We start from the raw sequence: 26,307 nt of genomic DNA, 5'->3' as shown, positions 1-26,307 counted from the left end.
ACGATGGATTGAGGCTTCTCGCTGTATCTCGTCAAGAAATGGGGCTTCTGTCCGTATTGGTGGTTTAGGTGCAACATGCCCCGACGGTAAGGGAGGTGGCGCGGGGTCACGTGAGCAGCGTCATAACCGTGACCGTCCGTGGCGGGGCGCGCCCCGTGAATTCCGTGCCCAGGAAGGGAATTCATGATCCGGGTTCCACGGAGGGTGACGGGAATTCCCCGGCCGCCGCACCCCTGGGAATGCCGGGACGAAAGAGGCGGCTTGTTCACGCCGACCCGGCTCGCTTACGGTCACGGCAATCCGGCCGGACCGCCGAATCCTGCCACCGGTCGGAATTCGCACCCACCCACGTGTGGCAGGAGCGGGGGACCCAGGTAAGTCGCCGTACCGGAATACCGGGACGGCTCGGGGTGAAGTCGCGTCAAGGCGCGGCCGGACAACTCCAGTCCGAACCCGACAGCTCACCTCGCAGGCGCCGGAGAGGAATTCGCCATGCCCGCCACGGGTAAGCACCGCCGTCCCAAGTCCAACTCCCTCACGCGGGGTTTCGTCGCCGCCGGAACGGGTGGCGCCGCCATCGCCCTCCCGCTGCTCGGAGCCACCGGTGCGCACGCCGCCCCTGCCACCGCGCCCCAGCAGGCCGTCAGCGCCGCCGTCGAGGCCGCCCCGGTCGCCGCCGCGCAGAAGGCCGCGCCGCGCACGTACACCGTCGTCGCGGGTGACTACCTCTCCAAGATCGCCAAGAACAAGAACGTCAAGGGCGGCTGGCAGAAGCTGTACCAGGACAACCGCCAGGTCGTCGGCGAGGACCCGTCGCTGATCCTCCCGGGCATGAAGCTCACGCTCGGCGCCAAGTCCACGGCCGCTCCGGCGAAGGCCGCTCCGGCGAAGCAGAAGGCGGCCCCGGCCAAGCCGAAGGCCGACGACACCCGTAGCGAGACCCGCGCCTCGCGCTCCGCCGCGAAGGCCGCTGCCCCGGCCCAGTCCGCCCCGAAGACCAGCGGCTCGGGCTTCACCGCCCCGGTGGACGCCGGCGTCACCACCCCCTACCGGGCCTCCGGCTCCAGCTGGTCCTCCGGTTACCACACGGGCGTCGACTTCTCCGCCTCCTCCGGCACCACCGTCAAGGCCGTGGGCGCGGGCACCGTCGTCTCGGCCGGCTGGAGCGGCGCGTACGGCAACGAGGTCGTCATCCAGCACACCGACGGCACCTACTCGCAGTACGCCCACCTCTCCTCGCTGTCCGTCTCCTCCGGCCAGTCCGTGAGCGGTGGCCAGCAGATCGGCCTGTCCGGCTCCACCGGCAACTCCACCGGCCCGCACCTGCACTTCGAGATCCGGACCAGCCCCAGCTACGGCTCGGACATCGACCCGCTGGCGTACCTCCGCCAGAACGGCGTCTCCATCTGACGCCCCCGCGCCTCCACGAGTGACAGCGCTCCGCCCGGCACCGCCCCCCGGTGCCGGGCGGAGCCGTGTTCCGGCCTTGGGGGAATCTTGACCGGTGGTAAACATCACCCCCCGTCAACCCCTCTTACGGTCGCGTAGGTCACATCCCCGGGTGAAAAATGTGCTCCCGTGGCAGACGATTCGACATTCAGAGACAGTGACGTATTCGGGTCGTACGCGGCGATCGGTGACAGCTTCACCGAGGGCGTCGGAGACCCTGGCCCCGACGGAACGTTCGTCGGCTGGGCGGACCGCCTCGCGGTGCTGCTCGCCGACCGGCTGCCGGAGCCCGAGGAGTTCCGGTACGCCAACCTCGCCGTACGCGGGCGCCTCCTCGACCAGATCGTGGAGGAGCAGGTCCCGCGCGCCAAGGAACTCGCTCCCGACCTGGTGACCTTCTGCGCGGGCGGCAACGACATCATCCGGCCCGGCAGCGATCCGGACGACGTGGCCGAGCGCTTCGAGCGCGCCGTCGCCGACCTGCGGTCCGTGGTCGGCACGGTCCTGGTGACGACCGGGTTCGACACCCGGGCCATGCCCGTGCTGCGCCGGCTGCGGGGCAAGATCGCCACGTACAACGGCCATGTGCGCGCCGTCGCCGACCGCTACGGCTGCCCGGTGCTGGACCTGTGGTCCCTCAGGACCGTGCAGGACATGCGCGCCTGGGACGGCGACCGGCTCCACCTGTCGCCCGAGGGCCACACACGCGTCGCGCTCCGGGCCGGCCAGGTCCTGGGCGTCGATGTCCCCGCCGACCCCGACCAGCCCTGGCCGCCGCTGCCGCCGCGCGGCACCCTCGAAGTGCGCCGCGACGACATCAACTGGGCCCGCGAGTACCTCGTCCCGTGGATCGGCCGCCGGCTGCGCGGCGAATCGTCCGGTGACCACGTGTCGGCCAAGCGGCCCGACCTGCTGCCGCTGTAGCGGCGGGCCGCCGGGCGTTCAGGAGCCGGACGCACCCGGGCCCGGAGGTGTGTCCGGGCTGCCGGGCGTGCCGGGACGGTCGGACGTACGGGGGCCGCCGGGCGTGCCGGGGCCGGGGGGCGTGCCGGGCGGGAGGTCCGGACGGCCGATCTCCCGGGCGAGGGCCTCATCCGCCCAGGCCAGCATCGCGGCACGGGTGAAGGGCGCCGCGTACGCGGTCATCTGGACGGCCAGGCCGTCCAGGAAGGCGGTCAGCCGCCAGGCCGCCGCCGCAGGGTCGTCGCAGCGGAACTCGCCCGCCGCCGCCCCCTGCGCGATCACCTCGGTCAGCGCCGCCTTCCACTGCCGGTCGAGGTCCTGGGCGACCTCCCGCAGCGCGGGTTCGCGCAACGCGGCCGCCCAGCCCTCGATCCACAGCCGCCACCCCTTGGCCCGGCCCGTCGGGGCGTACCAGTGCACGGCCGCCCGCAGCCGCCGGGCCGCCGTCGTCCGGCGGCCCAGCAGCCGGCGCAGATGCGCGAGGTCGGCCTCGGCGGCGTGCGCGAAGGCCGCCGCGAGGAGCTTCTCCTTGGTCGAGAAGTGGTACAGGACCAGCGCGCTGCTGACGCCCAGGGCGGATGCCACATCGGCGATCCGCACCGCCGCCACACCCCGCGCCTCGATCTGCTCGACCGCGGCCCGCAGGAGTTCCTCCCGCCGCTCGGCCACGCTCAACCGCACTCTGCCCACGCCAACACCCTAGGCGGTCCGGCGGAGCAGCGTACGCCCGTTCCCGGCCACCGTCGCGACGCTCCCGTGCGACGCTCCCGTCGCGACGCCCGCGTGACGCACCCGTCCGACGCCCCCGCGCGGTCACTCGGGCCGGAGCTCGCAGTGGTCCTTGAAGCCCTGGCTGGTGAGCCCCAGCGCGGCGTTGACGCGGGAGCGCATGTTCTCCACCGCCACCATCGCGGTCAGCTCCACGAACGCCGGCTCGCCGAGTGCCGTACGCAGCCGCCGCGCCAGGGCGTCGTCGACGGTCGGCGGAGTGGCGGTCATGGCCTCCGCGTACGCCAGCACGTCGCGCTCGAGCGCCGAGTACGCGTCACTGTCGCGCCACACCGGCAGGTCCCGCAGCTTCCGCGCGTCCACCCCGCGCCGGGTGCTCTCCCAGTGGCCGAAGTCCATGCACCAGCCGCACCCGATGGCGGCGGCGGACGCCATCTCGGCCAGCGCCTTGAGGCGCGGGTCCAGCGTGTTCCACCGGGAGACGGCGAGCTCGAACCGCAGGGTGGCGCGGAGCACCCGTCCGTTGTGCCCCGCCGCGAGCACCGGGGCGAGGACCTTCCCGCCGTACGTGCGCTTCGAGTACCACTCGACGGCGCGGAACAGGAGCGTGCGCGGCGGGTTCAGCGAGATGCGGGTCATGACGGGCCTCCATGGGTCGAAGACGGGCTTCCGCCGGTACGACGGACGAGGCCGTCACCGATGTGACATCGCCCTCGTGACCGCCCCGGCCCGGGGCTGTCACACCTCCGGCCCATAATGGAGAGACCCTCACCATGGGAGGACCCGTGAGCAGCCGCGCCGGCATACCGCACCAGCTCCGATCCCGCCTGCGTTCACTGCGGCCCGCCGGGTTCGGAGCGGACGCCACCGGGGAGCGGATGGAGCGGATCCGCCGCTCGCCGAACTTCGCGGACGGCGCGTTCCGCAACCCGGTGGGGACCAAGCACAGGCCGTCCGGCTCCACCATGGAGTTCGCGAAGACCTACTTCGAGAAGGAGGCGCGGGCGCGCAGGGCCCCGGCCGGCGCCGTCCCCGTACACCCCACCACCGTCGCCGACCTGGCCCGCCCGCCGGCCACCGGGCTGCGGCTGACCTGGACGGGGCACTCCAGCGTGCTCGTGGAAATGGACGGCCACCGGGTCCTCTTCGACCCGGTCTGGGGCGAGCGCTGCTCACCCTTCTCCTTCGCCGGACCCAGGCGGCTGCATCCCGTCCCGCTGCCGCTCGCCGCGCTCGGGCCGGTCGACGTGGTCGTCATCTCCCACGACCACTACGACCACCTCGACCTCCCCACCATCCGCGCCCTCGCCTCCACGGACACCCTCTTCGCCGTACCGCTCGGCGTCGGCGCGCACCTGGAGCGCTGGGGCGTTCCCGCGTCCCGGCTGAGGGAGCTGGACTGGAACGAGTCGACGGAGATCGGCGGCCTGCGGCTGACCGCCACCCCGGCCCGTCACTTCTGCGGGCGCGGTGTGCGCAACCAGCAGCACAGCCTGTGGGCCTCCTGGGTCGTCACGGGCCCCGAGCACCGCGTCTACCACAGCGGCGACACCGGCTATTTCGAGGGCTTCCGGGACATCGGTGCCGCACACGGCCCGTTCGACGCCACCATGATCCAGATCGGTGCGTACAGCGACTTCTGGCCCGACATCCACATGACCCCCGCCGAAGGCCTGCGGGCCCACCTCGACCTGCAGGGCTCGCAGCCGCACGGCGTGCTGCTGCCGATCCACTGGGGCACGTTCAACCTGGCTCCGCACGCGTGGGCGGAGCCGGGGGAGTGGACGAGGGACGCGGCGGAGGAGGCCGGGCAGACGGTGGCCCTCCCCGTGCCGGGGCAGCCCTTCGAGCCCGCCGGGACCGTGCCGGACGGGCCCTGGTGGCGGGCGGTCTCCGAGCCGGTCGCGCCCCGCTGGCGTCGTGCGGAGGCCTCGGAACCCGCCGCCGGCCTCTGAGGCGACCGGCCCGCCTCGCCGCTGAGCGGCGACCCGCCCGGGGCGCTGGGGCGCCGCCCGGGAGACGGACCGTGCGGGCGGGACGTGGTCCGGAGGTGCAGGCGCGGCAGCGTGGGCGGGAGGGACGCGGTCCAGTGGCGTAGGTGCGGCAGCATGGGCGGGTCGCGGTCCGGCGGGGGGCCAGGAGGATCGGCAGCCGGTGGTTTCTCTCCGTCGGGTGAGGTTCACTTCCGTGCGGGTCCTGCCGGAGCGCTTCGGGCCACGGACGCCTCCGTGACGCTCACCGGGGCGTGACCGGCGGGCGGCTCAGCCCTTCGGCCCTCGGCGCCCGCACCTCGCGCGCTCACGGCCCCGGCGGTGCGCGCCCGGCTGCTCACCCCGGGGCCGGAGCCCGCCGACCGCCTCGGGGCCGGAGGCACCCCCGTGTGCGAGGTGCCGTCGCGGTTATCGGGCGGCCGTGCGAGGCCTCATACCAGAGCGGGACGCTTGGCGGGCAACTTTCCCGACCGAGCACTGTTCATGACGGATCGGCGACTACTGTGTGTGGCCGGTGATCAACGGCGGGCTCGTGTGGCGTATGGCGCCCCCGCCACCGCATCGAGCCCGAACATCTGTTGAGTACGCCGAACCCTGTTCCTGGGGCCCCACGTACCGAGGACGCTGATGTCTCAACTCCGCGCACCCACCGCGCGGCCGGACCGCCGTGAAGGCGGGCGGCACGGCCGGCCGGGCGCCCGTTCCCACTCGTACGGCGGGAGGGCACGCTCCTCCACCGCACCCGAAGTCCGCATACGCCCCCAACTCCAGCGCGTGGCCGTCCTGCCTCCCGTCGTGGTGGCATTCGGCGGCGCGGCAGCCGTGCTCTTCACGATCCGCTCCACCGGCACCGCTCCGTCTCCTGCCGTGTGGGCCGCCCTCACCGCCGCCGCCGCGCTCACCGCCGCCGCCGTCGCCGCGGCCCTGCTGGGCGCCAACCGCGCCGCCAGGGCCGTGGCGGACCGCTGCGACACCCTGCGGCGGCGCAGCGCACACAGCCAGAACGAGCTGCGCGCCCTGGTCGAGCAGCTCCGCCGCGGGGAGCGGCCGCCCGCCCGGCAGGGCACACCGCCGCCGCCCGCGGGCGGTGACGAGTTCGACCGGCTGACGGAGGAGCTGAGCCGCGCCCACGAGGTCGCGGTGACGACCGTCGTGCAGGCGTCCCGGCTGTCCAGCAGCGTCGGCAACGAACAGAAGGTCGAGGTCTTCGTCAACCTGGCCAGGCGCCTGCAGTCCCTGGTCCACCGCGAGATCCAGCTCCTCGACGAGCTGGAGAACGAGGTGGAGGACCCGGAACTGCTCAAGGGCCTGTTCCACATCGACCACCTGGCCACCCGCATCCGCCGGCACGCCGAGAACCTCGCCGTCCTCGGCGGGGCCGTCTCGCGCCGCCAGTGGTCCAACCCCGTCACCATGACGGAGGTGCTGCGCTCCGCCATCGCGGAGGTCGAGCACTACCCGAGGGTCAAACTGGTGCCGCCGATCGACGGCACCCTGCGCGGGCACGCGGTCGCCGACGTCATCCACCTCGTCGCCGAACTCGTCGAGAACGCCACGCTGTTCTCCGCTCCGCACACCCCGGTGCTGCTTCGGGCGCAGTACGTGACGGCCGGGCTCGCCGTCGAGGTGGAGGACCGGGGCCTGGGGATGTCCCTCACCGAGCAGAACAAGATGAACGCCCTGCTCACCGACCCCGACCAGGTCAACGTGGCGCACCTGCTGCAGGACGGCCGGATCGGGCTGTTCGTCGTGTCGGCGCTCGCCCGCAGGCACGGCATCGCCGTACGCGTCCAGTCCAACATCTACGGTGGCGTCCAGGCCGTGCTGGTCCTCCCGCAGGGTCTGCTCGGCGCTGACCCGGACGGGACCTCGCCGGCCGAACGGCAGGCGCGGGCCGGACACCATGCTCCGGCTCCGGCTCCGGCACCGGCACCGGCACCGGTCCACGGGGAACCACCCGGGCGGGCGCCCGAGCCGGCGCGCGAGGCGGGGCGGCACGCCGGCCCCGTACCGCACACGCCCGGCGAGGTCACGGTTCCCGAGCCCGTGCGCCGCGGTCCGGCCCCCACGGACACCGCCCCGCCGGCCTTCCCCCACCAGCACGACGGCAGCGCGCCCGCGCCCCTGCCCCTCCCCCTGCCCGTACGCGGTGAAGGGACCGAGCGGCCGAGCCACGCGGCGGCGCCGCCCGACGCCCTGGGCCGTCCCCAACTGCCCAGGCGCCGTGCGCAGGAGCACCTGGTCCCACAGCTGCGGGACGCGCCCGCCCCGCGCGGGAACGGCGACGACGACACCCTGCACGACCCGGGCCTGATGGCGGCCTTCCGACGGGGCATCGGCCTGGCCGAGTCCATGCCCCCGGCCTCCCGGGACGCGCACGGTCCCGGACACCGGGAACCCCACCGACACGACGAAGCGCACAAGGAGTAGATGCACCATGGCGAGCGATGTGCCGACCGGCCATTCCCCGGACCTCGACTGGCTGCTCGGCGGCCTGGTCCAGCGGGTGCCGTACACCCGCAGCGCGGTTCTGCTCTCCTCGGACGGCCTGGTGAAATCGGTGCACGGGCTGGACCCCGACAGCGCCGACCACATGGCGGCCCTGGCGTCCGGGCTGTACTCCCTCGGCCGCAGCGCCGGAAGCCGCTTCGGCGACGGCGGCGAGGTCCGCCAGGTGGTCGTCGAACTCGACTCCACCCTCCTGTTCGTCTCCACCGCCGGATCCGGCACCTGCCTGGCCGTACTCGCCGGCCGTGAGACGGACGCCGCGGTCCTCGGGTACGAAATGACGATGCTGGTCAAGAGCGTACGGCCCTATCTGGTCACGCCGGCCAGACAAGCGGCGGCGGCGCCGGGCGGCCCGGGACGCTGACCCGTGTCACGCGGACAGGACGGGCCGTGGCTCGACGACGCGGCCGGCCGGCTGGTCCGCCCGTACACCGTGAGCGGCGGCCGCACCCGGCCGACGGCCGCGCTGGACCTGCTCTCCCTGGTGATGGCCACCGGGACGGCGCCGCAGGCGCACCTCGGCCCCGAGCACGCCATGGCCCTCGGGCTGTGTGACGGGCCGACCTCGGTGGCCGAGATCGCGGCGCATTTACGGCTGCCCGCCGTGGTCACCAAAGTGCTGCTCTCGGACCTCGTGGACTGCGGGGCGCTGACCGCGCGGGCGCCCCGCTTCCACGACACCCCCACCGACCGTTCCTTGCTGGAGGCAGTGCTCGATGGCCTACGACGACGGCTCTGAGGACCGACCTGTGGACCACGACGTCTTCCCCACCGCCCTGAAGATCCTGATCGCGGGCGGCTTCGGGGTCGGCAAGACCACCTTCGTCGGGGCGGTCAGCGAGATCGAGCCGCTGAGCACGGAGGAACTGCTCACCACGGTGAGCGCCGCGACCGACAGCCTGGAGGGCGTGGAGCGCAAGACGACCACCACCGTCGCCATGGACTTCGGCCGCCTCGGCCTCGACGACCGGCATGTGCTCTACCTCTTCGGCACGCCCGGCCAGGAACGCTTCTGGTTCATGTGGGACGAGCTGTCCGAGGGCGCCCTCGGAGCGGTGGTCCTCGCCGACACCAGACGCCTCGAGGCCTCCTTCTCGGCGGTCGACTTCTTCGAACGGCGCGGCATCCGCTTCCTGGTCGCCGTGAACGAGTTCGACGGCTCCCACCACTACGAACCGGAAGAGGTACGGGCGGCGATCGACCTCAAGCCGGAGGTCCCGGTCGTCCTGTGCGACGCCCGGACCGCCAGCTCCGGGATCCAGACCCTGGTCACCCTCGTCCAGCACCTGCTGGACACCTACCCGGCTCCGGCCACGGCGCCGAGCCACGGAGCACCGACATGACCTATGACCCGACCGGCCACCTGCTTCTCACCCCTGTCGACCGGGAAGCCCCGCTGCGCGTACGGCGGCTGCGGCAGCTCGGCATCGGCGAACGGCCGGACCCCGACTTCGACGCCTTCGCCGAGAGGCTCGCCAAGGTGACCGGCGCACCGTACTCGATGGTCAACTTTATCGACGAGAACCAGCAGTTCTTCGCCGGACTGCACACCCCGAACGGCACCCACTCGACCGAGAAGCTCAGCGCCACGGCCGCCGTCGGCGGCGGTGTCAGCCGGTACATGGCGCGCGACCACGGCTTCTGCCCCCATGTGGTCGTCCGGCGCAAGGCGCTGGTCCTGGAGGACGTCTGCGACTACCCGCGGTTCGCCGGGAACCCGGTCGTCGACGAGCTCGGCATCCGCTCCTACCTGGGCGCGCCCCTCATCGACCGTACGGGCACGGCCCTCGGCACGATCTGCGTGGTCGACACCGAACCGCGGCCGTGGGGGCGGCCGGGGCTGGAGACCATCAAGTCGCTCGCCGCCGAGCTGGTGGAGCGGATCCACCGCCGTGAGGACGGCCGCCTGTGAGGCACCGCGCGCCGCGGACCGGGTGGACGTCCTCCGGCAAGGCCCCGCGCTCCTCGGAGGACGCTGTCCGCTCCGTGCCGGGCTAACGGGCCGGTTCCATCCGTACGGCGTCGGCGAGTTGCTCGGACCACTGGCCTTTCGCCGTGCCCAGCGCGGCTTCGGCGAGCCGCAGCAGCTGGATGTCGGAGGTACCGGCCGGGGCGAAGATGTGGTGGGCGTCGCGCAGGTAGCGTTCGATGGGCCGGTCCGTGAAGAGCCCGGCCGCGGCGTGGATCTCCATGGCGTCGCGCGCCGAGTCCAGCGCCGACTCGACGTTGACGAGCTTGGCGTTCATCAGCTCGGCGTCGCAGGGCAGTCCCGCGTCGAGCATGTGCACGGCGTGGTAGGCGGTGAGCCGGGCGGTCATCAGCCGGGACTGGATCCGGCCCAGCTTGAGCTTCACCGTCGGCAGCTCGTGCAGGGGCTCGCCGTAGCGGTGCCGTTCCGCGCAGAAGCGGGTGGTCTCCTCCAGGATCGCCCGGTGCAGGCCGAGTGACACGGCGGTGAGGTTGGCCCGGCCGTACAGGACGCTGGAGGAGTACGCGACCGCCAGCCCGTCGCCCTCGTCGCCCAGCCGGTTGGCCACCGGGACGCGGCAGTTGTCGAGGACGAGCTCGCCGAAGCCGAAACCGTGCAGTCCCATGGTGGGTTTCTGGTCACCGGCCCGGACACCCGGCCGGTCGGCCTCCACGAGGAAGGCCGTCAGCCCCTTGGAGCCGGAGCCCGTCCGTACGACGACTCCGTGCAGGTCACCGATGTGGCTGTTGCCCACGTACACTTTCCGGCCGTTCAGGAGGTACTCGTCGCCCTGCCGTACGGCGGTGGCGGTCATGCCCAGGACGTGGCCGCCCGACTCCGGCTCGGTGACCGCGATGGTCGGCAGGCACTCGCCTGCCGCGATGGCCGGCAGCCACGTCTTCTTCTGCTCGTCACTGCCGAAGTGGACGATCTTGGCGGCGCCGAGCTGGGATGCCTGGACCATGGCGCCCATGGCGCCGCTGACGCGGGACAGCTCCTCGATGATGATCGTCTTACCGAGGTGGCCCACGCCCATCCCGCCGTAATCCCTGCCGATGGTCGCGCCCAGCCAGCCCTGCCGGGCGATGCGCCGGGACAGGTCGCGGTGGACCGAACGGGCCGCCTCCATGGCCGGTATCAGTGGCCGGACCTCGCTCTCCGCGAAGTGCCGGACGTGCCTCCGTAGCTGGTGGTGCGGTCGACTGGTGAAGTACCCGTCCATGCGAGCCCTCCTCTGCGAAACGCCTGCTCGCGCGGTTGTCCGAGCAGATGGTGCATCGGCAGTGGTCCCGAGCAGGCCGACCACCCCATGGTTCCGATCATTCCGGAACGGTGCGGTCCGTTCGTCAACTCAGGCCGTTGGATGATGGATTGCGGTGCGTGGGAACTGAGTGTCGCGTGGTGATGGCTTGGTTTGGCTTGGCTTGGATTGGCCTGTCCGGTCCGGTCCGGTCCTGTCCGAGGGCATTCCCCCGGTGCTTCTTTCTGCCACATGTCAGGGGCAACAGTTTCGTGGGGTTATGGCGTCGGTGCCGGAGCCCTGACCTCATGGATGCGCAGGCGCCTCACCGATACACATCCGCCGGATCGATTCAGCGTGAACGCTGGCCGAAACACCTCCGTGTATGAGCGAGACCGCGCCCACGGCGGGCCCGCGCGCGCCGGGGTCCGCCGGTGCTGCCCCGGCGGCACCGGGGGGAGCGGCGCATCGGTGCGCCAACCGGTGCGCGCCGCACACCGCAGGGGGCAACGGCGCACGCCCGGGAGCGCGATCCCCCTACGGGCGCCGCCCACAGGCCTGGCCGCGCGCCGGACCGCGAGCCTGGCTGCCCCGCGTCGCGTCCCCGTCACCCGGCCGGGGCCCGGCCGGGCGGCGGCCGGACGCCGGGGATCAGCACCCACCGCCCGCGGGCCGGTGAGCCCCCGCGCCCGCAGCCCGGGCACGCTGCCCACCGCCGGCGGCAGGCCGTGCCCGAGCGAGCCGCTGCCGATCCCGGCCCCCGGCACCAGCAGCCGGTCCGGGTGGCGGCCGGGCGGCGAGTCGTACGACCCCGGAGCCCGGCAGCGGGTCCTCGGAGAGGCACCCCCTGCCGCCCCGGCGCGGCGGCCTCCCTGCCGCACCGCGGCACCCTGTCGTACAGCCCCCGCGGCGCGCCCAGCGTGGACGTGGCGGCCCGGCCGTGCATCTCGCCGCCCGTCGTCAGGGGACATCAGCCGGTTCGGCTCACGCGGGCCGTCCCGGACGTCACCGCGGGCGCTGCGCGATACGGAAGCGGTTCGTGATCACCGGCAGGAGTGCGGTATTGTTCTCGTGCACGCCGGGCCGGGGGAAATCCCAGGTCAGACGGGCACCGGGACGTGGCGCAGCTTGGTAGCGCACTTGACTGGGGGTCAAGGGGTCGCAGGTTCAAATCCTGTCGTCCCGACTCGAAGGAGTCGCAGGTCGAAAGGCCGTTTCAGAGTGATCTGAAACGGCCTTTCGATCGTTTCCGGGGGCCAGCACGCTTGAGAGCGGTGCGGCACGGGCCAGGGGCGTGGGGTACCACGGGCAGGGGGCCGGCGGCCGGATCGGCGACCTCTACGGCCGCAAGCGGATCTTCCTGGCCGGGGCCACGCCGTTCACGCTGGCCTCCCTGCTGTGCGGGGTCGCGGCCGGACCGGATCTGTGATCGCCGCCCGGGTGCTCCAGGGCGCGGCGGCCGCGGCGATGGTGCCGCAGGTCAAGGCCACCATGCACGTCACCTTCGACGCGCTCCCGGACGAAGGCGTTCGGTCTGTACGGGACCGTCATGTCGCTCGGCAGCGTCATCGGCCCCGTCCTGGGCGGTGTCCTGACCCGGGCCGACCTCTTCGGCCTCGGCTGGCGGCCCATCCTCCTGATCAACATGCCCATCGGGATCGCCGCCGTCGCCCTCGGCCTGCGCTTCCTTCCCGAGGGTCCTGTTCATGCAGGACGGCCTCGGCCTCACCCCGGGCGAGGCCGCCGCCGGTTTCGTTGCCGCCCCCCTCGGCGAGATGGGCGGCGCCTGGCTCGCCATGAACCTTGTCGCCCGATACGGGCGAGCGGTGCCGCAGGCCGGGGCGCTGGTAGCCGCCGCCGGCCTGTCCGGCTACCACCACCTCGTCACCGCCCAGGGGGCCGGCATGGGAACGATGGCCGCCGCGGCCCCGATGCTCGTCGTCGGCCTCGGCCTCGGGATGATCGGCACCCCTCTCGCCGACCTCACCCTCGGCAAGGTCGCCCACCACCACGCCGGATCGGCCTCCGGCCTGTTCAACACCGCCACCCAGCTCGGCATCGCGCTCGGCACCGCCCTGACCACCGTCGTCTTCTTCACGCACATCAGCACCGGTGCCCGTGGCGCCGCCGTGAGCACCGCCTTCGCCGGCAGCCTCTGGTACGTCGTCGTCACGCTGGACATGATGTGGCGCTGATGCTCCTGCTTCCCAGGCCGAGCCGCTCCAGCCGATGTACGAAGGGGGCGGGTGCCTCGCACCGTCCCCTCTCGCACGAGTGTTCCTCTGTCCCCGGCCGGCCCCGGCCGAACCGGTCAACGCATCTCGAAAGGCCGCCCCGCCCCGCCGACGGGCCCCGCCCGGGTCCCGGCGGCCGGCCGTGGCGGGTAACCCGCTCCCTGAGGAGGCGCCCATGAGTTCGCCGGAAGGCATCGATGTCCCCGACGCCCTGGCCGCGTCGTACACGACGAACGGTGGTGAAGCGGAACGGGTCTGGCTCGCCGGGCTGCCCGCACTGGTCGCGGAGCTTCTCGCCCGGTGGGAACTGGAGCGGGACGGCGTCACCGGCTCCGGCGAGGCGTCGCTGGTGGTGCCGGTGCGGCGCGCGGACGGTACCAGGGCCGCGCTCAAGCTCCAGATGCCCCGTGAGGAGACGACCGCCGCGCTGATCGGACTGCGGGCGTGGAACGGCAACGGCATCGTCCGGTTGCTCGATCACGATCCGGAGAGCAGCGCCATGCTGCTGGAACGCCTGGACGGTTCGCGCACCCTGGCGTCCGTCGAGGACGGCGACGTGGCCATGCGGACCCTGGCGGGGCTGTTGGCCCGGCTGCACTCCGTCCCCGCGCCCGAGGGGCTGCGCGGCCTCGGTGGCATCGCGCGCGACATGCTGGCGGCGGTGCCGCCGGCCGTCGGCTCGCTGCCGGACCCGGACGACCAGCGGCGGCTGCGTGGCTGGGCCTCGGCCGTCGCCGAACTGGTGGGCGAGCCCGGCGACCGGATGCTGCACTGGGACCTGCACTACGGGAACGTGCTGGCCGCCGAGCGCGAACCCTGGCTGGCCATCGACCCGGAACCCCTGGTCGGTGACCCGGGCTTCGACCTGTGGCCGGCCCTGGACACCGGCTTGCAGAAGACCGAGGCCACCGGCGACGCTCCCCGGGTGGTACGGCGCCGCTTCGACCTGCTGACCGAGGCGCTGGGGCTGGAACGCGAGCGCGCCGCGGGCTGGACCCTCGCCCGGCTGCTGCAGAACACGCTGTGGGACATCGAGGACGGGCGGACCGCGATCGACCCCTCCCAGATCGCCGTGGCCGAGGCGCTGTCGCGCCGCTGAGCGCGCCGATCACCCTCCCGGCCCCGGGCCTTACGGCTCGGGGCGCGGTGACCCGCGGGCGCGGCTCGGCCGTCGCCCGCCCCGGCCCCCTGCCACGACCAGCCCGTACCCACGCGTGGCTTCGTATACCGAAAACGCTGGTGGCGCCCCGTTCGCGTCGGTGGCGGTGCCGGCCTTCGGCGGGCCTGGCACTGCGGGGGCGGCCCGGGGCCGGAACAGGCGGGTGGACTCCCGCCGCGCGGCGCCACAAGAACGGGACAGGATGTTCCGGAGGCCCATCGGCCCCTCTCCATACAAGGACATATACGGCAAGCCGCCGGGTCCCCTCGCCACCGCCGATACGGCCCGGGCCTCGCGGCCGGGCACCGCGCCGGTCCGGGCGCCTTTGTATCCTCGGCAGGCGCGACACCCGACGCGGTACCTGCGAGAGGAAACACCATGACCACCGAGCTGAGCCCCGACGAGCTGACCGGGCTCCTCGACCGAGCCCGCGGGGACTACCAGGACCTCGTGGGGCGCGGGCTCTCGCTCGACCTCACCCGGGGCAAGCCGGCGCCGGAACAGCTCGACCTGTCGGAGGAACTGCTGAGCCTGCCCGGCGGGCGGTACACCGCCGAGGACGGTACGGACGTGCGCAACTACGGCGGGCTGCGGGGGCTGCCGGAGCTGCGGGAGATCTTCGCCGGGCTCCTCCAGGTCCCGGCCGCGCAGCTGCTCGCCGCCGGGAACTCCAGCCTGGAGCTGATGCACGACTGTCTGGTGCACGCCCTGCTGAGCGTGCTGCCCGGAGCCGAGTCGCGCTGGGTGGAGCAGGAGCGGATCGCCTTCCTGTGCCCGGTGCCGGGTTATGACCGGCACTTCGCGCTCTGCGAGCGGTTCGGCATCGACATGATCCCGGTGCCCATGACCGCCGAGGGCCCGGACATGGACACCGTGGAGCGGCTGGTCGCCGAGGACCCGGCGGTCAAGGGCATCTGGTGCGTACCGAAGTACAGCAACCCGGACGGTGTCTGCTACGGCGACGACACCGTGGCGCGGCTCGCCGCGATGCGCACCGCCGCGCCCGACTTCCGGGTCTTCTGGGACAACGCCTACGCCGTCCACCACCTCACCGACGAGCCCGTCGAGATCGCCGGACTGCTCGACGCCTGCGCGGAGGCCGGGAACCCGGACCGGGCCTTCGTCTTCGGCTCCACCTCGAAGATCACCGCGGCGGGAGCGGGCGTCGCGTTCTTCGGCGCGTCCCCCGCCAACGTCCAGTGGCTGCTGGCGAACAACACCAAGCGCTCGATCGGCCCCGACAAGGTCAACCAGCTGCGGCACGTCCTGTTCCTGCGGGACGCCGACGGGGTGCGCGCCCACATGGAGCGCCAGCGCGCCCTGCTGCGCCCCAAGTTCGAGGCGGTCGCGCGGATCCTCGACGCCGAGCTCGGCGGAACCGGGCTCGCCACCTGGACCTCGCCCAAGGGCGGGTACTTCGTCACCCTCCAGGTGCCCGACGGATGCGCCAAGGAAGTGGTGCGCCGTGCCGCCGAGGCGGGCATCGTGCTGACCCCGGCCGGTGCCACGCACCCGTACGGCGACGACCCGCGCGACGCGGTCATCCGCATCGCCCCCAGCTACCCGGGGCTCGCGGAGCTGGAGCAGGCGATCGAGGGACTCGCCGTCTGCGTCCGGCTGGTGGGGTACGAGCAGCGGGCCCGCTGAGCCGGGGCGGGGGAGCCGCGCCCGCGGGGCGCCGGCCGGCCCGGCGGCCGTCCTGGCGCGGTTCGACGCCTGGCCGCCCGGGACCAGGTCGTCCACGCGGCGCGACGCCGAGGCGGGGCGTTCCCCGGAACTGGACGCGATCGGCGGGACCCTGCCGCGCACGGCCGAACGCCACGCGGTGGCCGTGCCGGTGACGACCCGTCCGGTGGCCGAGCCGCCCCCCCGGGTGGCCCGCCGGTTCCGAGCCGGTCTCCAGCGCCGCTGCAGGGCCGGGCGGCAGGCTGGAAGCGATCGGCGCGGCCACCGGGCCGGCCGTCTCGAAGGGAGTTTCCATGTCTCAGCCGGTCGGGACCCTGCCCACCCAGGTCACCGGGGACCTCTACGCCGAGGTGCAGACCTTCTACGCCCGGCAGATGCGGCGGGTGGACGCCCTCGACATCGAGGGGTTCGCCGACACCTTCACCGAGGACGGCGAGGTGGTGCACGCGGGCGGCCAGCGGCAGCGGGGCCGGGCCGAGATGATCGCGGGCATGCGGGCCAACCTGCCCCGCTACCGGGACATCGCGGTACGGCACTGGTTCGGCCACCTGATCATCGAGACCGACGCGGCCGACGCCGACCTGCTGCGCGTCTCGTACTACACCCTCGTCACCCAGACCGACCGCGAGGGCAAGGTGAACTTCCAGCCGACCTTCACCGTCGAGGACGAGCTCGTCCGGCGGGACGGCCGGCTGCTGACCCGGTCGCGCGTGATCCACCGTGACGGCCCGGCCGCACCGCTCGCCGCCTGATCGATCCCACGGGAATGGGGCCCCCGGAGAGGGGCCCCATTCCCATAGGACCGTGCGGTCAGTCGATCCCCCGGCAGATGTGCGGCTCCACGTCGTCGTCCGCCTCGCCCGCCAGCAACAGCAGCGGTACCAGGAAAGCGTCCTCGGGGACCGGCTCGTACGGCGTTGTGTCCCGGCGCTCCAGCAGGCTCGTGACCATGTCCGTCTCCTCTCGGGTGTGTCAGGCGTGGCACGCGGGCAGCGCTCCGTGGAACGCGACCATCTCCTGGAACGAGGTGAGCACATCGATCCGCGCGGCGGGCGGCAGGCCGTCCAGCTCGGCGTACGCCCGGTGCAGGTTCCCCACCAGGCGCTCGGAGTCGACCAGCTCCTTGAACCGCCCCAGGTCGGCGCGGTGCGCCGCCTGGAGCGGGGTCAGCCCGTCCCGCACCCCGTCCTCGGCGAGCCGCTGGAGCCAGCGCAGGTAGTCCTCCGTCTCGTCCAGCAACTCCGGCCCCCCGACCGGGCCGTGGCCCGGCACGACCGTACGGGCACCCAGGGCGCGCATCCGGTCCAGGGCCCGCAGCGACCCGGTGATCGAGCCGAAGAGGACGAAGGGCGTGACACCCGACCAGACCACGTCACCGGTGAACAGCACCGACCGCTCCGGCACCCACGCCACCACGTCGTTGGCCGTGTGCGCGGGCCCCACATGGAGGAGCTCGGTACGCAGCTCACCCGCGTACAGGGTGAGCGAGCCGTGGAACGTCAGCGTGGGCAGCACCAGGGGTGTCTCGCCCCACTCCACGCCGGGCCACAGCTGCCTCAGGCCAAGCCCCGCCTCCGCCGAGTCGGCTCGGGTCCCCTCGTGGGCGACGACCACGGCGCGCGGCGTGAACTGGCCGTTGCCGAAGGTGTGGTCGCCGTGGAAGTGCGTGTTGACGACGAAGTCCGCCCCGCCCGGCGCGACACGCTCGACCTCCGCGCGCAGTCGCCGGGCGCGGGCCTCGGTCGCGGCGGTGTCGACCAGCACGGTCCTGCCCTCACCGACGACGAGCCCCGCGTTGTTCAGGCACCACCCGCCGTCCGGCTGGACGAACGCGTACACCCCGTCCGCCACCTCCCGCAGAGAGCCCTCACCGCCCGTCGGCGCCCCGGCCGCGGCACTCACGCGGCCTCCGCCCGCGCCGCCGGCAGCCGGGTGAAGCGGCCCCGGTGGAACACCAGCGGATCCGGCTCACCGGGCCCGCCGGCCAGTGCCACCACACGGCCGATCAGCAGCGTGTGGTCACCGGCCTGGTACTGGGCGTCGAGCACGCACTCGAAGTACGCCTCGGCGGACGGGATCACGGCATTGCCGGTGACCCCCTCGACGGCGGCCAGCCGCAGCATGGCGGCCTGCCCCTCCGACCGGTCGGGGCGGCAGAACTCCTGTGCCAGGTCACGCTGCTCCTCGGTCAGCACGTTCACCGCGAAGCTCCCCGAACGCACCACCCGGGGGCGCATCCGGCCGTCCGCCTTGACCGACACCAGGATCAGCAACGGGTCGAGGGACACCGAGGTCAGGCTATTGAGGGTGATCACGGCCGTGTCGTCGGCGCTGCCCTGGGTGAGCAGCGTGACACCGGTGGGAAACCGGCCCATCACGGACCGGAATACGGCCAGGTCGGGCTCTGCGAGCATTGCGCCTGCAGCTGTCATGTTCGGGACTCCGTCTCTGTCGGCACGGCATGGGTGGGAATCGGCGGACGGTCAGTAGTTGCCGAGTCCGCCGCAGACGTTCAACGCCTGGGCGGTGATCGACGCGGCGAGGTCGGAGGCGAGATAGCCGACCAGCCCCGCGACCTCCTCGGGGGTGGAGTAGCGGCCCAGGGGGATCTTCCCGTTGAACTTCTCCTGGATCGCCTCCTCGCTGACGCCGTAGTGGCCCGCGTACCCCTGACGGACCCGCTGCGCCATCGGCGTCTCGACGTAGCCGGGGCAGACGGCGTTCACGGTGATGCCGCTCTTGGCGAGCTCCTTGCCCACCGCCTTGGTGAAGCCGACCACACCGTGCTTCGAGGCCGAGTACGGCGCGGCGAGCTCCACGCCCTGCTTCCCCCCGGTGGAGGCGATGTTGATGATCCGGCCCCAGTCACCGTCACGCATCCGGCCGGTGCTGAGCACCTCACGGGTGACACGGAAGGTGCCGTTGAGGTTCGTCTCGATGACGTCGTCCCATACGGAGTCCGCCAGCTCGGCCGTGACACCGCCGCCGCCCCGGCCGGCGTTGTTCACGAGGACGTCGATGCGTCCGTACGTCTCCACCGCGGATCGGACGGCGGTACGTATCTGGTCGAGGGAGGTCACGTCGCACACCGCGCCGTCGACCTCCAGGCCCTCCTCCCGGAGCCGCTTGACCATGGTGCGCACGTTCTCCTCGCCGCGGGCCACCCCGAACACCGCCATGCCCTGCCGGGCCAGCAGCTCGGTGACGGCGAGGCCGATCCCGCTGGTCGCGCCGGTGACGAAGGCCACCCGTCGTCCCGCCTGTGTCATGGTGCTCTCCCGTTCCCCTAGGTCGTGTGGTGCTGCTCTGGGTGGGGACGACCGTGACCGGGCCGCCTCGGGCGCCCGTCGACGACGGGTGGAGACGGACCGGAGCACGGCCCTTCGAGCGGTACTCGACATGGGGCCTAGCGGCCGGCGCGAGCGTGGGAGCGTTCCGTGCGGCGACCGGGGACCGTGACCGGACCGCCACATGCCCGGGACACCGGGCGGCAGCAGGTGACACCCGGCGAGATCGAGCGAGGAGGCCCCGTGCCCGAACAGCAGCAGACCCTTCCCGATGTACGGAAGTCGGTGACCGTGGCGGCCACGCCAGAGCACTGCTTCGCCGTCTTCACCGAGCGGCCCAAGGACTGGTGGCCCCCGACCCACATCCTGGTCAAGAAGGAGCGGGTCGGTCTCGCCTTCGAACCGGGCGTCGGCGGCCGCTACTACGAGTGGGACGTCGACGGCACCGAGATCGCCTGGGGCCGCGTGCTCGAATGGGAGCCGGGCCGCCGGCTCGCCATGACGTGGCGCATCAACCCCAACTGGCAGTCCATCCCGGACGACGAGCGGGCCAGCGAGATCGAGGTCGACTTCGAGGCCGTCGACGCGGAGCACACCCGCGTGACGCTGGCGCACGTCAAGCTGGACAAGCACGGCGAGGGCGCCGAGCGGATCTTCAAGGCGCTGGACGGGCCGAGCCCCGGCGAGACCCTGGAACTCTTCGCCAAGGCCGTCGCGAACGGACCCCGGCCATGAGCGGCATAGCGAACGGGACACGCCCCGCCCCGGCCGCCGTCGGGAACGCGGGCACGGACCTCGGCCCGGCCGCCGTCGGGAACGCGGGCACGGGCCTCGGCTTGGCCGCCGAGAAAGTGCGCGTCCTCGCCGCCGAGCACGCCGCCGGCGCCGACGCCGACCGCGCCCTGCGCCGCGAGGTCGTCGACGCGCTGCGGGACGCCGGCTTCGCGCGGCACTTCGTCGCCTCCCGCTGGGGCGGCAGCGAGGGCTCGTTCGCCGAGCTGACGTCCGCGGTCATGACGGCCGGCGAGGGCTGCGCGGCCACCGCGTGGTGCGCCTCGCTGTCCGCGTACTCCGCGCGGTTCGCCGCCCACCTGCCCGAGGAAGGGCACCACGCGCTGTGGGGCGACAGCCCGGACACGGTGGTCGCCACCGCCCTGATGCCGGTCGGCCGCGCCCGGCGCACGGACGGCGGCTGGCTCCTCACCGGCCAGTGGGCGTACGTCAGCGGGATCGACTTCGCCGACTGGGCGCTGGTCTGCGCCGTCGTGCCCGGCGCGGGGGAGGGCCCGCCGAAGATGCGGTTCTTCGCACTGCCCCGCGGCACGTACACCGTGCGCGAGACGTGGGACAGCGTCGGCATGCGGGCCACGGGCAGTCACACCGTCGTCGTGGACGACGTCCGGGTCCCCGACCATCTGTCGTTCGACCGCGCGGACATGCTGAGCGGCCGTAACGCCGTCTCGGGCCTGCCCGCCCACAACGTCCCCTTCCAGGCGGTCGGCGGGCTGACCTTCATCGCCCCGGTGGTCGGAGCGGCCACCGGCGCGCTGTCGGCCGCGGCGGCCACCCTCACCGGCCGCAAGCGCGGCCAGTCCGGTGAGCTGAAAGTGGTCCGCGCCTCCGGCCGGATCGACGCGGCCCGGCATCTCGTCCTGGAGAACGCCGGAGTGCTCGACGGGCGGCTCTTCACGCCCGAGCACATGGCCCGCAACGAGCGCAACGCCACCTTCGCGGCCGAGCTCCTCCAGGAGGCCCTCGGCCTGCTGGTCGGGGCCGCGGGGACCGGCGGACTGGGCGAGGGCCAGGCGCTCCAGCGCTTCTGGCGCGACGTCACCTCGGCGACCAGCCACGTCGCGCTGCAGTACGACACGGCCGCGCGGAAGAACTACGCCGCGGTGCTGCTCGGCCCCGAGGACTGAGCGGCGGCCCAGAGCGGGGGAGGGGGCGTCCTGGACAGCGTGGTCCGGGGCGCCCCCTCCTCACACGCGCGTCCGCCCACGGGTCCGGGAAGGGCTCGAGGGAGGACCGACTTGGCCTCCATCGGCCGTTCCTAGGGTGCTGCGTGACTGTAGCGGCCCAAGCGGAGGTGTCACCATGACTGCCCCTCAGGAGACGGATGTCTTCCCCCTCACCGGCTCGACCTACCGTGGTCCCGCCCCGCGGTACGCGGAGCTGCGGGCGGAGCAGCCCGTGGTGAAGGTCCCGACGGCGGGCGGTGTGGACGCCTGGCTGATCACCCGGTACGAGGACGTGCGCCGGCTGTCCGCGGACCCGAGGCTCAGCCGCGCCCTGGCCTGCGGACCCGGCGCGCCCCGCATCGGCGGAACGATGCACACGACGCCCGAGATGATCATTTCGCTGGACTCGCCCGAGCACTCCCGCCTGCGCAAGCTGGTCGCCGGCGCCTTCACGCTGCGCCGCGTGGAGCGTATGCGGGCCAACGTGCAGAAGGTCACCGACGAGCTGCTCGACGACATGCAGGCCAAGGGCGGCACCGTCGACCTCGTGCAGCAGCTGGCGCTGCCGCTGCCGCTGACCGTCATCGGTGAACTGCTCGGGGTGCCCTCGGAGGACCTGCGCAAGTTCGAGAAGTGGGCGCGCGCCTTCGCCACGGTGGACGACCGGGCGGGCGGCGAGGAGTCCCTGAACGGCCTGGCGAAGCTGAGCGAGTACATCGTCGGACTGATCGCCGACAAGCGGGCGACCCCCACCGACGACATGCTGTCGGAGCTGATCGCGGCCCGTGACAACGACGACCGGCTCAGCGAGCCCGAACTGGTCACCTTCGGCTTCACCCTCATCGGCGCCGGTTTCGACACCACGGCGAACCAGCTCGCCAACTCGGTGCTGGCACTGCTGGCGGACGGCCGGGAGCAGTGGAGGTGGCTGGCCGAGGACCGCGGCCGCATCCCCACCGCGGTCGAGGAACTGCTGCGGCACGTCAACCTGTTCGCCACCGACACCTCCGGCTTCCCGCGCATCGCGGCGGAGGACATCGAGGTCGGCGGGGTGACCATAGAGAAGGGCGACGCGGTCCTGCTCGCGCTCGCCTCCGCCAACCGCGACGAGACCGTCTTCCCGGACGCCGACCGGCTCGACCTCGCCCGCGAGCACAACCCGCACATCTCCTTCGGCCACGGCGTCCACTACTGCCTCGGCAAGCACCTGGGGCGGATGGAGATGGAGATCGCCCTCGACGGCCTGGTACGCCGCTTCCCCGACCTGCGGCTCGCGGTGCCGGAGAGCGAACTGCCTTGGCACAACGGCGAGATCAACCACACGCTCACCAGCCTCCCGGTCACCTGGGGCGCGTGAGCGTTCCGTCACCCGGGCCGGTCCCCCGGGGCGGCTGCCCCACCCGGCGCGCCACCCGGTCGTGCGGGTCCGCCGCCCGCCCCCGTACCCCCGGCCGGTGCGCCACCCCGGGGGCGCCGCGACATCCCTCGCGGCGCCCCCGAACGACGTGGCCGGAGCGGTGGCCGACTCGACGGCCGGTCCGGCACGACCGGCCAGGCGCCACGGTCCGGGGCGCCCCGGACCGACCGGCGTACGCGGGCGGGCCCGCACGGGCCGCACCGCACGGGCCGCACCGCACGGGCCGCACCGCACGGGCCGCACCGCACGGGCCGCACGGGCCGCACCGCACGGGCCGCACCGGGCGGCCCCGGCGGAGCCATCCGGCCCGTACGACCGGCGTACGCCGGCCGGCCGGCGGCGACGCGGCCCGGCGACCGGACGGACCGCGGGCGGAGGCGAGCGGGCGGACCGCGGGCGGGTGACGCGTCGGTCACGGGCACGGATGACCGGCCGTGGCACCCGGCGGGTCACGGGCGGCACCGGATCGCGAAGAGAGCCGGATCGCGAGAAGCCGGGCCCGGCCACCCGCGGGTGGCCGGGCCCGGCTCCGTCGTGCGCCGGGACGGTGGGTCAGCCCGCGTTCTTCACGGGGCCCATCACGGCGAAGCGCGCGCCCTGGTCGTCGGAGACCAGCGCCGAGCGCCCGAAGGGGCTGTCGGAGGGCTCACGGCTCACGCTGCCGCCCAGTTCACGGACCTTGGCCACCGTCGCGTCGGTGTCCTCGACGGAGAAGTACACCAGGGCGTGCGCCGGGACCTCCTCCGGGACGAACGCGCCCATCTGGAGACGGCCGGCGGTCGGCTGCTGGGCTCCGGGGGCGAACCACAGCTTGAAGTCGAACTCCGTGCCCTCCGAGATCTGCTGTCCGTTGAAGCCGAACACCGTCTCGTAGAAGGGGTCGACGTCCGCCTTGGCGCGGGTGTAGATCTCCGGCCAGAAGAACGAGCCGGGCACCCCCTGGAGCTCGAAGCCGGCGCGGGTGCCGGGCTGCCACGCGCCGAAGGCCGCACCGCCGGGGTCGACGGCCTGGAGCACGCTGCCCGCGTCGGCGATGGGGAACGGTCCGCCGGTCACCTTGCCGCCCGCCTCCGCGATCCGGCGGGCGAGGGCCTCCACGTCGGGCGTGGAGAAGTACAGGTTCCAGGCGGTGGGCGCGCCGCCCTGCGCGGGCGCGAGCGCCGCCACGTTCTTGCCGTCCTTGAGCGCCGGCGTGTAGTCGCCGAACGCCTCCGCACCGGCCTCGAACGTCCAGCCGAACAGCTCGGCGTAGAAGCGCTTGCCCGCCTCCAGGTCGGCCACGGTCAGGTCCACCCAGCAGGGGGTTCCAGCATCGAACGAGGTCATGTCCTGCCTCTCTCGGTCGCGTACGCGGTACACGTCGTCACGGTCGTCCGCACCGTATCCGCGGCCTCTCGAGTCCCGGACGAGCGGCGCCCGCGTGCCGCTCGTGAGGAGCGGCCACACGGGCGCGCGGTGGGGGAGGAGGGGAGGCCGGACGTCAGCGGGCCGTGGCGGACACCCGGGTGGCGGAGCTGCTGACGGTGACGGGGCCCAGCAGGACACCGGTCTTCTCGTTCTTGGTGAAGGCGACGGCCGTCGTGCTGAACTTGTCGCCCTTCAGATGGCCCATGTGGACGGCGTGGACCGTGCCCGGGAACACCCCTTCGGCGGCCTCCTCCGGGCCGTCGTGGGTGATGTAGAACGAGAAGGAGCCGTCCGGCCGGGTGGTCCAGTAACCACTGCCCGGGTACTCGCGGTCGCCGTTGCCGTCCGGTGCGCCGTCGGTGGTGAGGGTGTGGTCCGGGGCGAACGTGAACCGCGAGACGGCTCTCGCCGCGTCGGGCCCGGTGCCTATGGTCACCTCGGTCTCCCAGGTCCCCGCGAGGCCCGGTTGCCGCTTCTCGGCCTCGGGCGTGGCCGTCGCCGTGGCGGTCCCGGCGCCGACCAGGGCCACCGTCATGGCGAGCCAGACACCGATGGCGCGCAGGGAGCGGCGGCCGTTCCGGGCGGACGGGACGAGGGTCGTGTTACGCATGGGAGAGCCTTTCCTGTGGTCTTCGGACATGGGTCTTGAGGTCGAAGCCCGGCCGCCGTACGTCGTCGGCCGTCAGCTCCGTACCGTTGGCGAGCAGGCGCCGGGCGATGCCGTGGTCGGCGGGCCGGTTCACCGACTCCGCGCCGATCAGCCGGCCCTGGCGGAAGCAGAGGACGGAGAAGCGGCCACCGTCCGGGTCGCCCACGGTGACGGCCTCGTCGTGCCCCGCCGTCAGTCCGGCCATCTGCAGCCGCAGGCCGTACTGCTCCGACCAGAACCAGGGAACGGCCGTGTAGGGCACGCGGTCGCCGCAGATCCCCGCGGCGACGACCTTGGCCTGGTCGGCGGCGTTCTGCACCGACTCCAGACGGATGTGGCGGCCCGTGTGCGGGCTGGGGAAGCGGGCGCAGTCGCCCAGCGCGTAGATGTCGGGGTCGTCCGTCCGCAGCCGGGCGTCGACGACGATGCCGTCACCGACCTGCAGTTCGGCGAGGGACGCGAGCTCGGTGTTCGGCAGCACGCCGATGCCGACGACCACCAGGTCGGCGGGGACGCGTTCCGCGCCGTCGAGCTCCACCACCTCCACCCGGCCGGCGGAGTCCCCCCACAGGGCGGTCACCTCGCGGCTCAGCAGCACGCGGACGCCCGCGCCGACGTGCTCGGCGACCAGGCGCGCCGACATCAGCGGAGTGAGCGCGCGGGCCAGCGCGCGGGACTGCGCCTCCACCACCGTCACCTCGTGGCCGAGTCCGCGGGCGGTCGCGGCGAGTTCGAGCCCGATGAACCCGGCGCCGATCACCACGAGCCGGCGCGGCGGGCCGGTCAGCCGCTTCCGCAGGTCCTCGGCGTCGGCGAGACCGCGCAGCGTCAGCACACCGGAGAGCGACACCGCGCCCGGCACGGGCAGCGTGCGCGGACGGGCGCCGGTGGCCAGGACGAGACTGTCGTACGGCAGGGCCGTGCCCGTCTCCAGGAGGACGGTCCGCCGCTCCCGGTCGATCTTCGCCGCCCGGGTCCCCGACACCAGTTCGATGTCCTGGGCGGCGAAGAAGGCGCGCGGGCGCAGTTCGAGGTCCCCGGCGGTCGCGTCCCCCGCCAGGAACCCCTTCGACAGGGGCGGCCGTTGGTAGGGGAGTCCGGGTTCGTCCCCGACCAGCGTGATCCGGCCGCGGTATCCGCGCCCGCGCAGTGCCGCGGCGGTGTCGAGCCCGCCCTGGCCCGCGCCGATGACGACGACTCCTCGCGGGCCCATCAGCTCTGCGCCTCCGGCAGGTGCACGACGAGCCCGTCGATCGCCTCCGTCACCGGCAGCTGGCAGCTCAGCCGGCTGCGGTCGGTGCGCTCGCAGGCCGTGCCGTACAGGACGTCGTCCTCGACGGAGTCCATCTCGGGCAACGGCAGTTCGTTCGCCTCGTCGATGTAGACGTGGCAGGTGCCGCACTGGGCGGACCCGCCGCACTGGGCCTCGATGCCCTCGACGTTGTTCAGCTTCGCACCACGCATGACCGTGTTGGGCGCCTCGACATCGACGATGGTGACGGTGCCGCTCGGATGCTTGTACGTGATCTTGGCCATGCGCTCTCCTCTGGAGTGTCGACCGGCTGGCGGAGATACGGCCAGGACTGTGACGACGCCCCCTGGGGGCGCGGTGGAGGAGCCCTGGAAACGGGGGACGGCTCGACCCGACCGCTATCGCGGTT

General features: G+C 73.2%; 27 protein-coding genes, 1 tRNA gene, 3 pseudogenes and 1 riboswitch. Of the genes and pseudogenes, 19 read left to right on the top strand and 12 right to left on the bottom strand.

Translation table 11 applies throughout. From position 1 onward, the window contains the following. Window positions 1-329 precede the first annotated feature (329 nt). Window positions 330-490, top strand: a riboswitch (cyclic di-AMP (ydaO/yuaA leader). Window positions 491-492: 2 nt separating this feature from the next. Next, complete coding sequence (locus ABD347_RS18945) at window positions 493-1,410, top strand: M23 family metallopeptidase (RefSeq protein WP_344362790.1); 918 nt, start codon at window positions 493-495, stop codon at window positions 1,408-1,410. 168 nt (window positions 1,411-1,578) lie between these two features. Next, entirely contained in the window at window positions 1,579-2,373 is a 795-nt protein-coding gene (locus ABD347_RS18940; protein ID WP_344362787.1) for an SGNH/GDSL hydrolase family protein, read from the top strand. Window positions 2,374-2,391: 18 nt separating this feature from the next. Here the strand turns inward: ABD347_RS18940 and ABD347_RS18935 are convergent, their stop codons facing one another. Next, on the bottom strand, window positions 2,392-3,102 hold the full coding sequence (locus tag ABD347_RS18935; protein ID WP_344362785.1) for a TetR/AcrR family transcriptional regulator: 711 nt from the start codon (window positions 3,100-3,102) through the stop codon (window positions 2,392-2,394). 123 nt (window positions 3,103-3,225) lie between these two features. Further along, window positions 3,226-3,780, bottom strand: a complete 555-nt coding sequence (locus ABD347_RS18930) for a carboxymuconolactone decarboxylase family protein (RefSeq protein WP_344362783.1) — start codon at window positions 3,778-3,780, stop codon at window positions 3,226-3,228. A gap of 146 nt (window positions 3,781-3,926) precedes the next feature. Between ABD347_RS18930 and ABD347_RS18925 the strand changes: the two genes are divergently transcribed. The 6 genes from ABD347_RS18925 (at window position 3,927) to ABD347_RS18900 (ending at window position 9,552) form a co-directional block, all read left to right on the top strand. Beyond that, complete coding sequence (locus tag ABD347_RS18925; RefSeq protein ID WP_344362780.1) at window positions 3,927-5,096, top strand: MBL fold metallo-hydrolase; 1,170 nt, start codon at window positions 3,927-3,929, stop codon at window positions 5,094-5,096. A 663-nt stretch (window positions 5,097-5,759) separates the two neighbouring features. Continuing rightward, window positions 5,760-7,562, top strand: coding sequence for a sensor histidine kinase (locus ABD347_RS18920; RefSeq protein WP_344362779.1), 1,803 nt, complete (start codon window positions 5,760-5,762; stop codon window positions 7,560-7,562). Window positions 7,563-7,569: 7 nt separating this feature from the next. Beyond that, on the top strand, window positions 7,570-8,004 hold the full coding sequence (locus ABD347_RS18915; protein ID WP_344362777.1) for a roadblock/LC7 domain-containing protein: 435 nt from the start codon (window positions 7,570-7,572) through the stop codon (window positions 8,002-8,004). A gap of 3 nt (window positions 8,005-8,007) precedes the next feature. Beyond that, the gene (locus ABD347_RS18910) at window positions 8,008-8,379 is read left to right on the top strand and encodes a DUF742 domain-containing protein (protein WP_344362775.1); all 372 of its coding nucleotides are present in this window, start codon (window positions 8,008-8,010) and stop codon (window positions 8,377-8,379) included. Then, window positions 8,357-8,983, top strand: coding sequence for a GTP-binding protein (locus ABD347_RS18905; RefSeq protein ID WP_344362773.1), 627 nt, complete (start codon window positions 8,357-8,359; stop codon window positions 8,981-8,983). The genes ABD347_RS18910 and ABD347_RS18905 overlap by 23 nt, the downstream gene beginning before the upstream one ends. Then, complete coding sequence (locus ABD347_RS18900) at window positions 8,980-9,552, top strand: GAF domain-containing protein (protein WP_344362771.1); 573 nt, start codon at window positions 8,980-8,982, stop codon at window positions 9,550-9,552. Before ABD347_RS18905 ends, ABD347_RS18900 begins: the two co-directional genes overlap by 4 nt. An 82-nt stretch (window positions 9,553-9,634) precedes the next feature. On the opposite strand, the gene ABD347_RS18895 is transcribed toward ABD347_RS18900, so the two are convergent. Together ABD347_RS18895 and ABD347_RS18890 are read right to left on the bottom strand one after the other, a co-directional pair. After that, on the bottom strand, window positions 9,635-10,831 hold the full coding sequence (locus ABD347_RS18895; protein ID WP_344362769.1) for an acyl-CoA dehydrogenase family protein: 1,197 nt from the start codon (window positions 10,829-10,831) through the stop codon (window positions 9,635-9,637). 683 nt (window positions 10,832-11,514) lie between these two features. Continuing rightward, window positions 11,515-11,795: pseudogene (locus ABD347_RS18890) on the bottom strand (transketolase); the annotation flags it as partial. A 166-nt stretch (window positions 11,796-11,961) separates the two neighbouring features. Here ABD347_RS18890 and ABD347_RS18885 point away from each other — a divergent pair. From ABD347_RS18885 to ABD347_RS18855, 8 genes and pseudogenes are all read left to right on the top strand, one after another. Further along, window positions 11,962-12,035 (top strand) — tRNA-Pro (locus tag ABD347_RS18885). Window positions 12,036-12,143: 108 nt separating this feature from the next. Further along, window positions 12,144-12,278: a hypothetical protein gene (locus ABD347_RS18880; protein WP_344362767.1), complete on the top strand. Its 135-nt coding sequence runs from the start codon at window positions 12,144-12,146 to the stop codon at window positions 12,276-12,278. A 120-nt stretch (window positions 12,279-12,398) separates the two neighbouring features. Next, window positions 12,399-12,536, top strand: a pseudogene (locus ABD347_RS30725) (hypothetical protein); the annotation flags it as partial. Between the two features lie 19 nt (window positions 12,537-12,555). Continuing rightward, a complete protein-coding gene (locus tag ABD347_RS18875) occupies window positions 12,556-13,044 on the top strand; it encodes an MFS transporter (RefSeq protein WP_344362764.1) in 489 nt (162 codons plus the stop codon). Between the two features lie 214 nt (window positions 13,045-13,258). Then, on the top strand, window positions 13,259-14,182 hold the full coding sequence (locus tag ABD347_RS18870; RefSeq protein ID WP_344362761.1) for an aminoglycoside phosphotransferase family protein: 924 nt from the start codon (window positions 13,259-13,261) through the stop codon (window positions 14,180-14,182). 438 nt (window positions 14,183-14,620) lie between these two features. After that, entirely contained in the window at window positions 14,621-15,889 is a 1,269-nt protein-coding gene (locus ABD347_RS18865; RefSeq protein ID WP_344362758.1) for an aspartate aminotransferase type Ic, read from the top strand. A 52-nt stretch (window positions 15,890-15,941) separates the two neighbouring features. Beyond that, window positions 15,942-16,076, top strand: a pseudogene (locus ABD347_RS18860) (ketopantoate reductase C-terminal domain-containing protein); the annotation flags it as partial. A 145-nt stretch (window positions 16,077-16,221) separates the two neighbouring features. After that, on the top strand, window positions 16,222-16,680 hold the full coding sequence (locus tag ABD347_RS18855) for a nuclear transport factor 2 family protein (protein ID WP_344362756.1): 459 nt from the start codon (window positions 16,222-16,224) through the stop codon (window positions 16,678-16,680). A gap of 58 nt (window positions 16,681-16,738) precedes the next feature. On the opposite strand, the gene ABD347_RS18850 is transcribed toward ABD347_RS18855, so the two are convergent. The 4 genes from ABD347_RS18850 to ABD347_RS18835 are packed head-to-tail and all read right to left on the bottom strand — an operon-like array spanning window position 16,739 to window position 19,197. After that, a complete protein-coding gene (locus tag ABD347_RS18850; protein ID WP_344362754.1) occupies window positions 16,739-16,879 on the bottom strand; it encodes a surface protein in 141 nt (46 codons plus the stop codon). A 21-nt stretch (window positions 16,880-16,900) separates the two neighbouring features. After that, on the bottom strand, window positions 16,901-17,830 hold the full coding sequence (locus tag ABD347_RS18845; RefSeq protein WP_344362751.1) for an MBL fold metallo-hydrolase: 930 nt from the start codon (window positions 17,828-17,830) through the stop codon (window positions 16,901-16,903). Next, window positions 17,827-18,360, bottom strand: a complete 534-nt coding sequence (locus ABD347_RS18840) for a flavin reductase family protein (RefSeq protein WP_344362749.1) — start codon at window positions 18,358-18,360, stop codon at window positions 17,827-17,829. The genes ABD347_RS18845 and ABD347_RS18840 overlap by 4 nt, the downstream gene beginning before the upstream one ends. A 51-nt stretch (window positions 18,361-18,411) precedes the next feature. Then, a complete protein-coding gene (locus ABD347_RS18835; RefSeq protein WP_344362746.1) occupies window positions 18,412-19,197 on the bottom strand; it encodes an SDR family NAD(P)-dependent oxidoreductase in 786 nt (261 codons plus the stop codon). A gap of 261 nt (window positions 19,198-19,458) precedes the next feature. Between ABD347_RS18835 and ABD347_RS18830 the strand changes: the two genes are divergently transcribed. From ABD347_RS18830 to ABD347_RS18820, 3 genes are all read left to right on the top strand, one after another. Beyond that, window positions 19,459-19,950, top strand: a complete 492-nt coding sequence (locus ABD347_RS18830) for an SRPBCC family protein (RefSeq protein WP_344362744.1) — start codon at window positions 19,459-19,461, stop codon at window positions 19,948-19,950. Next, a complete protein-coding gene (locus ABD347_RS18825; protein ID WP_344362741.1) occupies window positions 19,947-21,134 on the top strand; it encodes an acyl-CoA dehydrogenase family protein in 1,188 nt (395 codons plus the stop codon). The genes ABD347_RS18830 and ABD347_RS18825 overlap by 4 nt, the downstream gene beginning before the upstream one ends. Window positions 21,135-21,309: 175 nt before the next feature. Beyond that, a complete protein-coding gene (locus tag ABD347_RS18820) occupies window positions 21,310-22,530 on the top strand; it encodes a cytochrome P450 (protein ID WP_344362739.1) in 1,221 nt (406 codons plus the stop codon). A gap of 612 nt (window positions 22,531-23,142) precedes the next feature. On the opposite strand, the gene ABD347_RS18815 is transcribed toward ABD347_RS18820, so the two are convergent. From ABD347_RS18815 to ABD347_RS18800, 4 genes are all read right to left on the bottom strand, one after another. Further along, a complete protein-coding gene (locus ABD347_RS18815) occupies window positions 23,143-23,916 on the bottom strand; it encodes a VOC family protein (protein ID WP_344362736.1) in 774 nt (257 codons plus the stop codon). A 154-nt stretch (window positions 23,917-24,070) separates the two neighbouring features. Continuing rightward, window positions 24,071-24,607, bottom strand: a complete 537-nt coding sequence (locus tag ABD347_RS18810; protein ID WP_344362734.1) for a hypothetical protein — start codon at window positions 24,605-24,607, stop codon at window positions 24,071-24,073. Beyond that, window positions 24,600-25,859, bottom strand: coding sequence for an NAD(P)/FAD-dependent oxidoreductase (locus ABD347_RS18805; RefSeq protein ID WP_344362732.1), 1,260 nt, complete (start codon window positions 25,857-25,859; stop codon window positions 24,600-24,602). Before ABD347_RS18805 ends, ABD347_RS18810 begins: the two co-directional genes overlap by 8 nt. Next, window positions 25,859-26,182 (bottom strand): 2Fe-2S iron-sulfur cluster-binding protein, encoded by a 324-nt coding sequence (locus tag ABD347_RS18800; RefSeq protein WP_344362729.1) that lies wholly within the window; start codon window positions 26,180-26,182, stop codon window positions 25,859-25,861. Before ABD347_RS18800 ends, ABD347_RS18805 begins: the two co-directional genes overlap by 1 nt. Window positions 26,183-26,307 lie beyond the last annotated feature (125 nt).

This window comes from Streptomyces gobitricini (genome assembly GCF_039532985.1).
In the GTDB taxonomy this organism is placed as follows: Bacteria; Actinomycetota; Actinomycetes; order Streptomycetales; family Streptomycetaceae; genus Streptomyces; species Streptomyces gobitricini.
The sequence above is the reverse complement of the archived record's forward strand: the minus strand, read 5'-3'. Positions and strand labels throughout refer to the sequence as shown.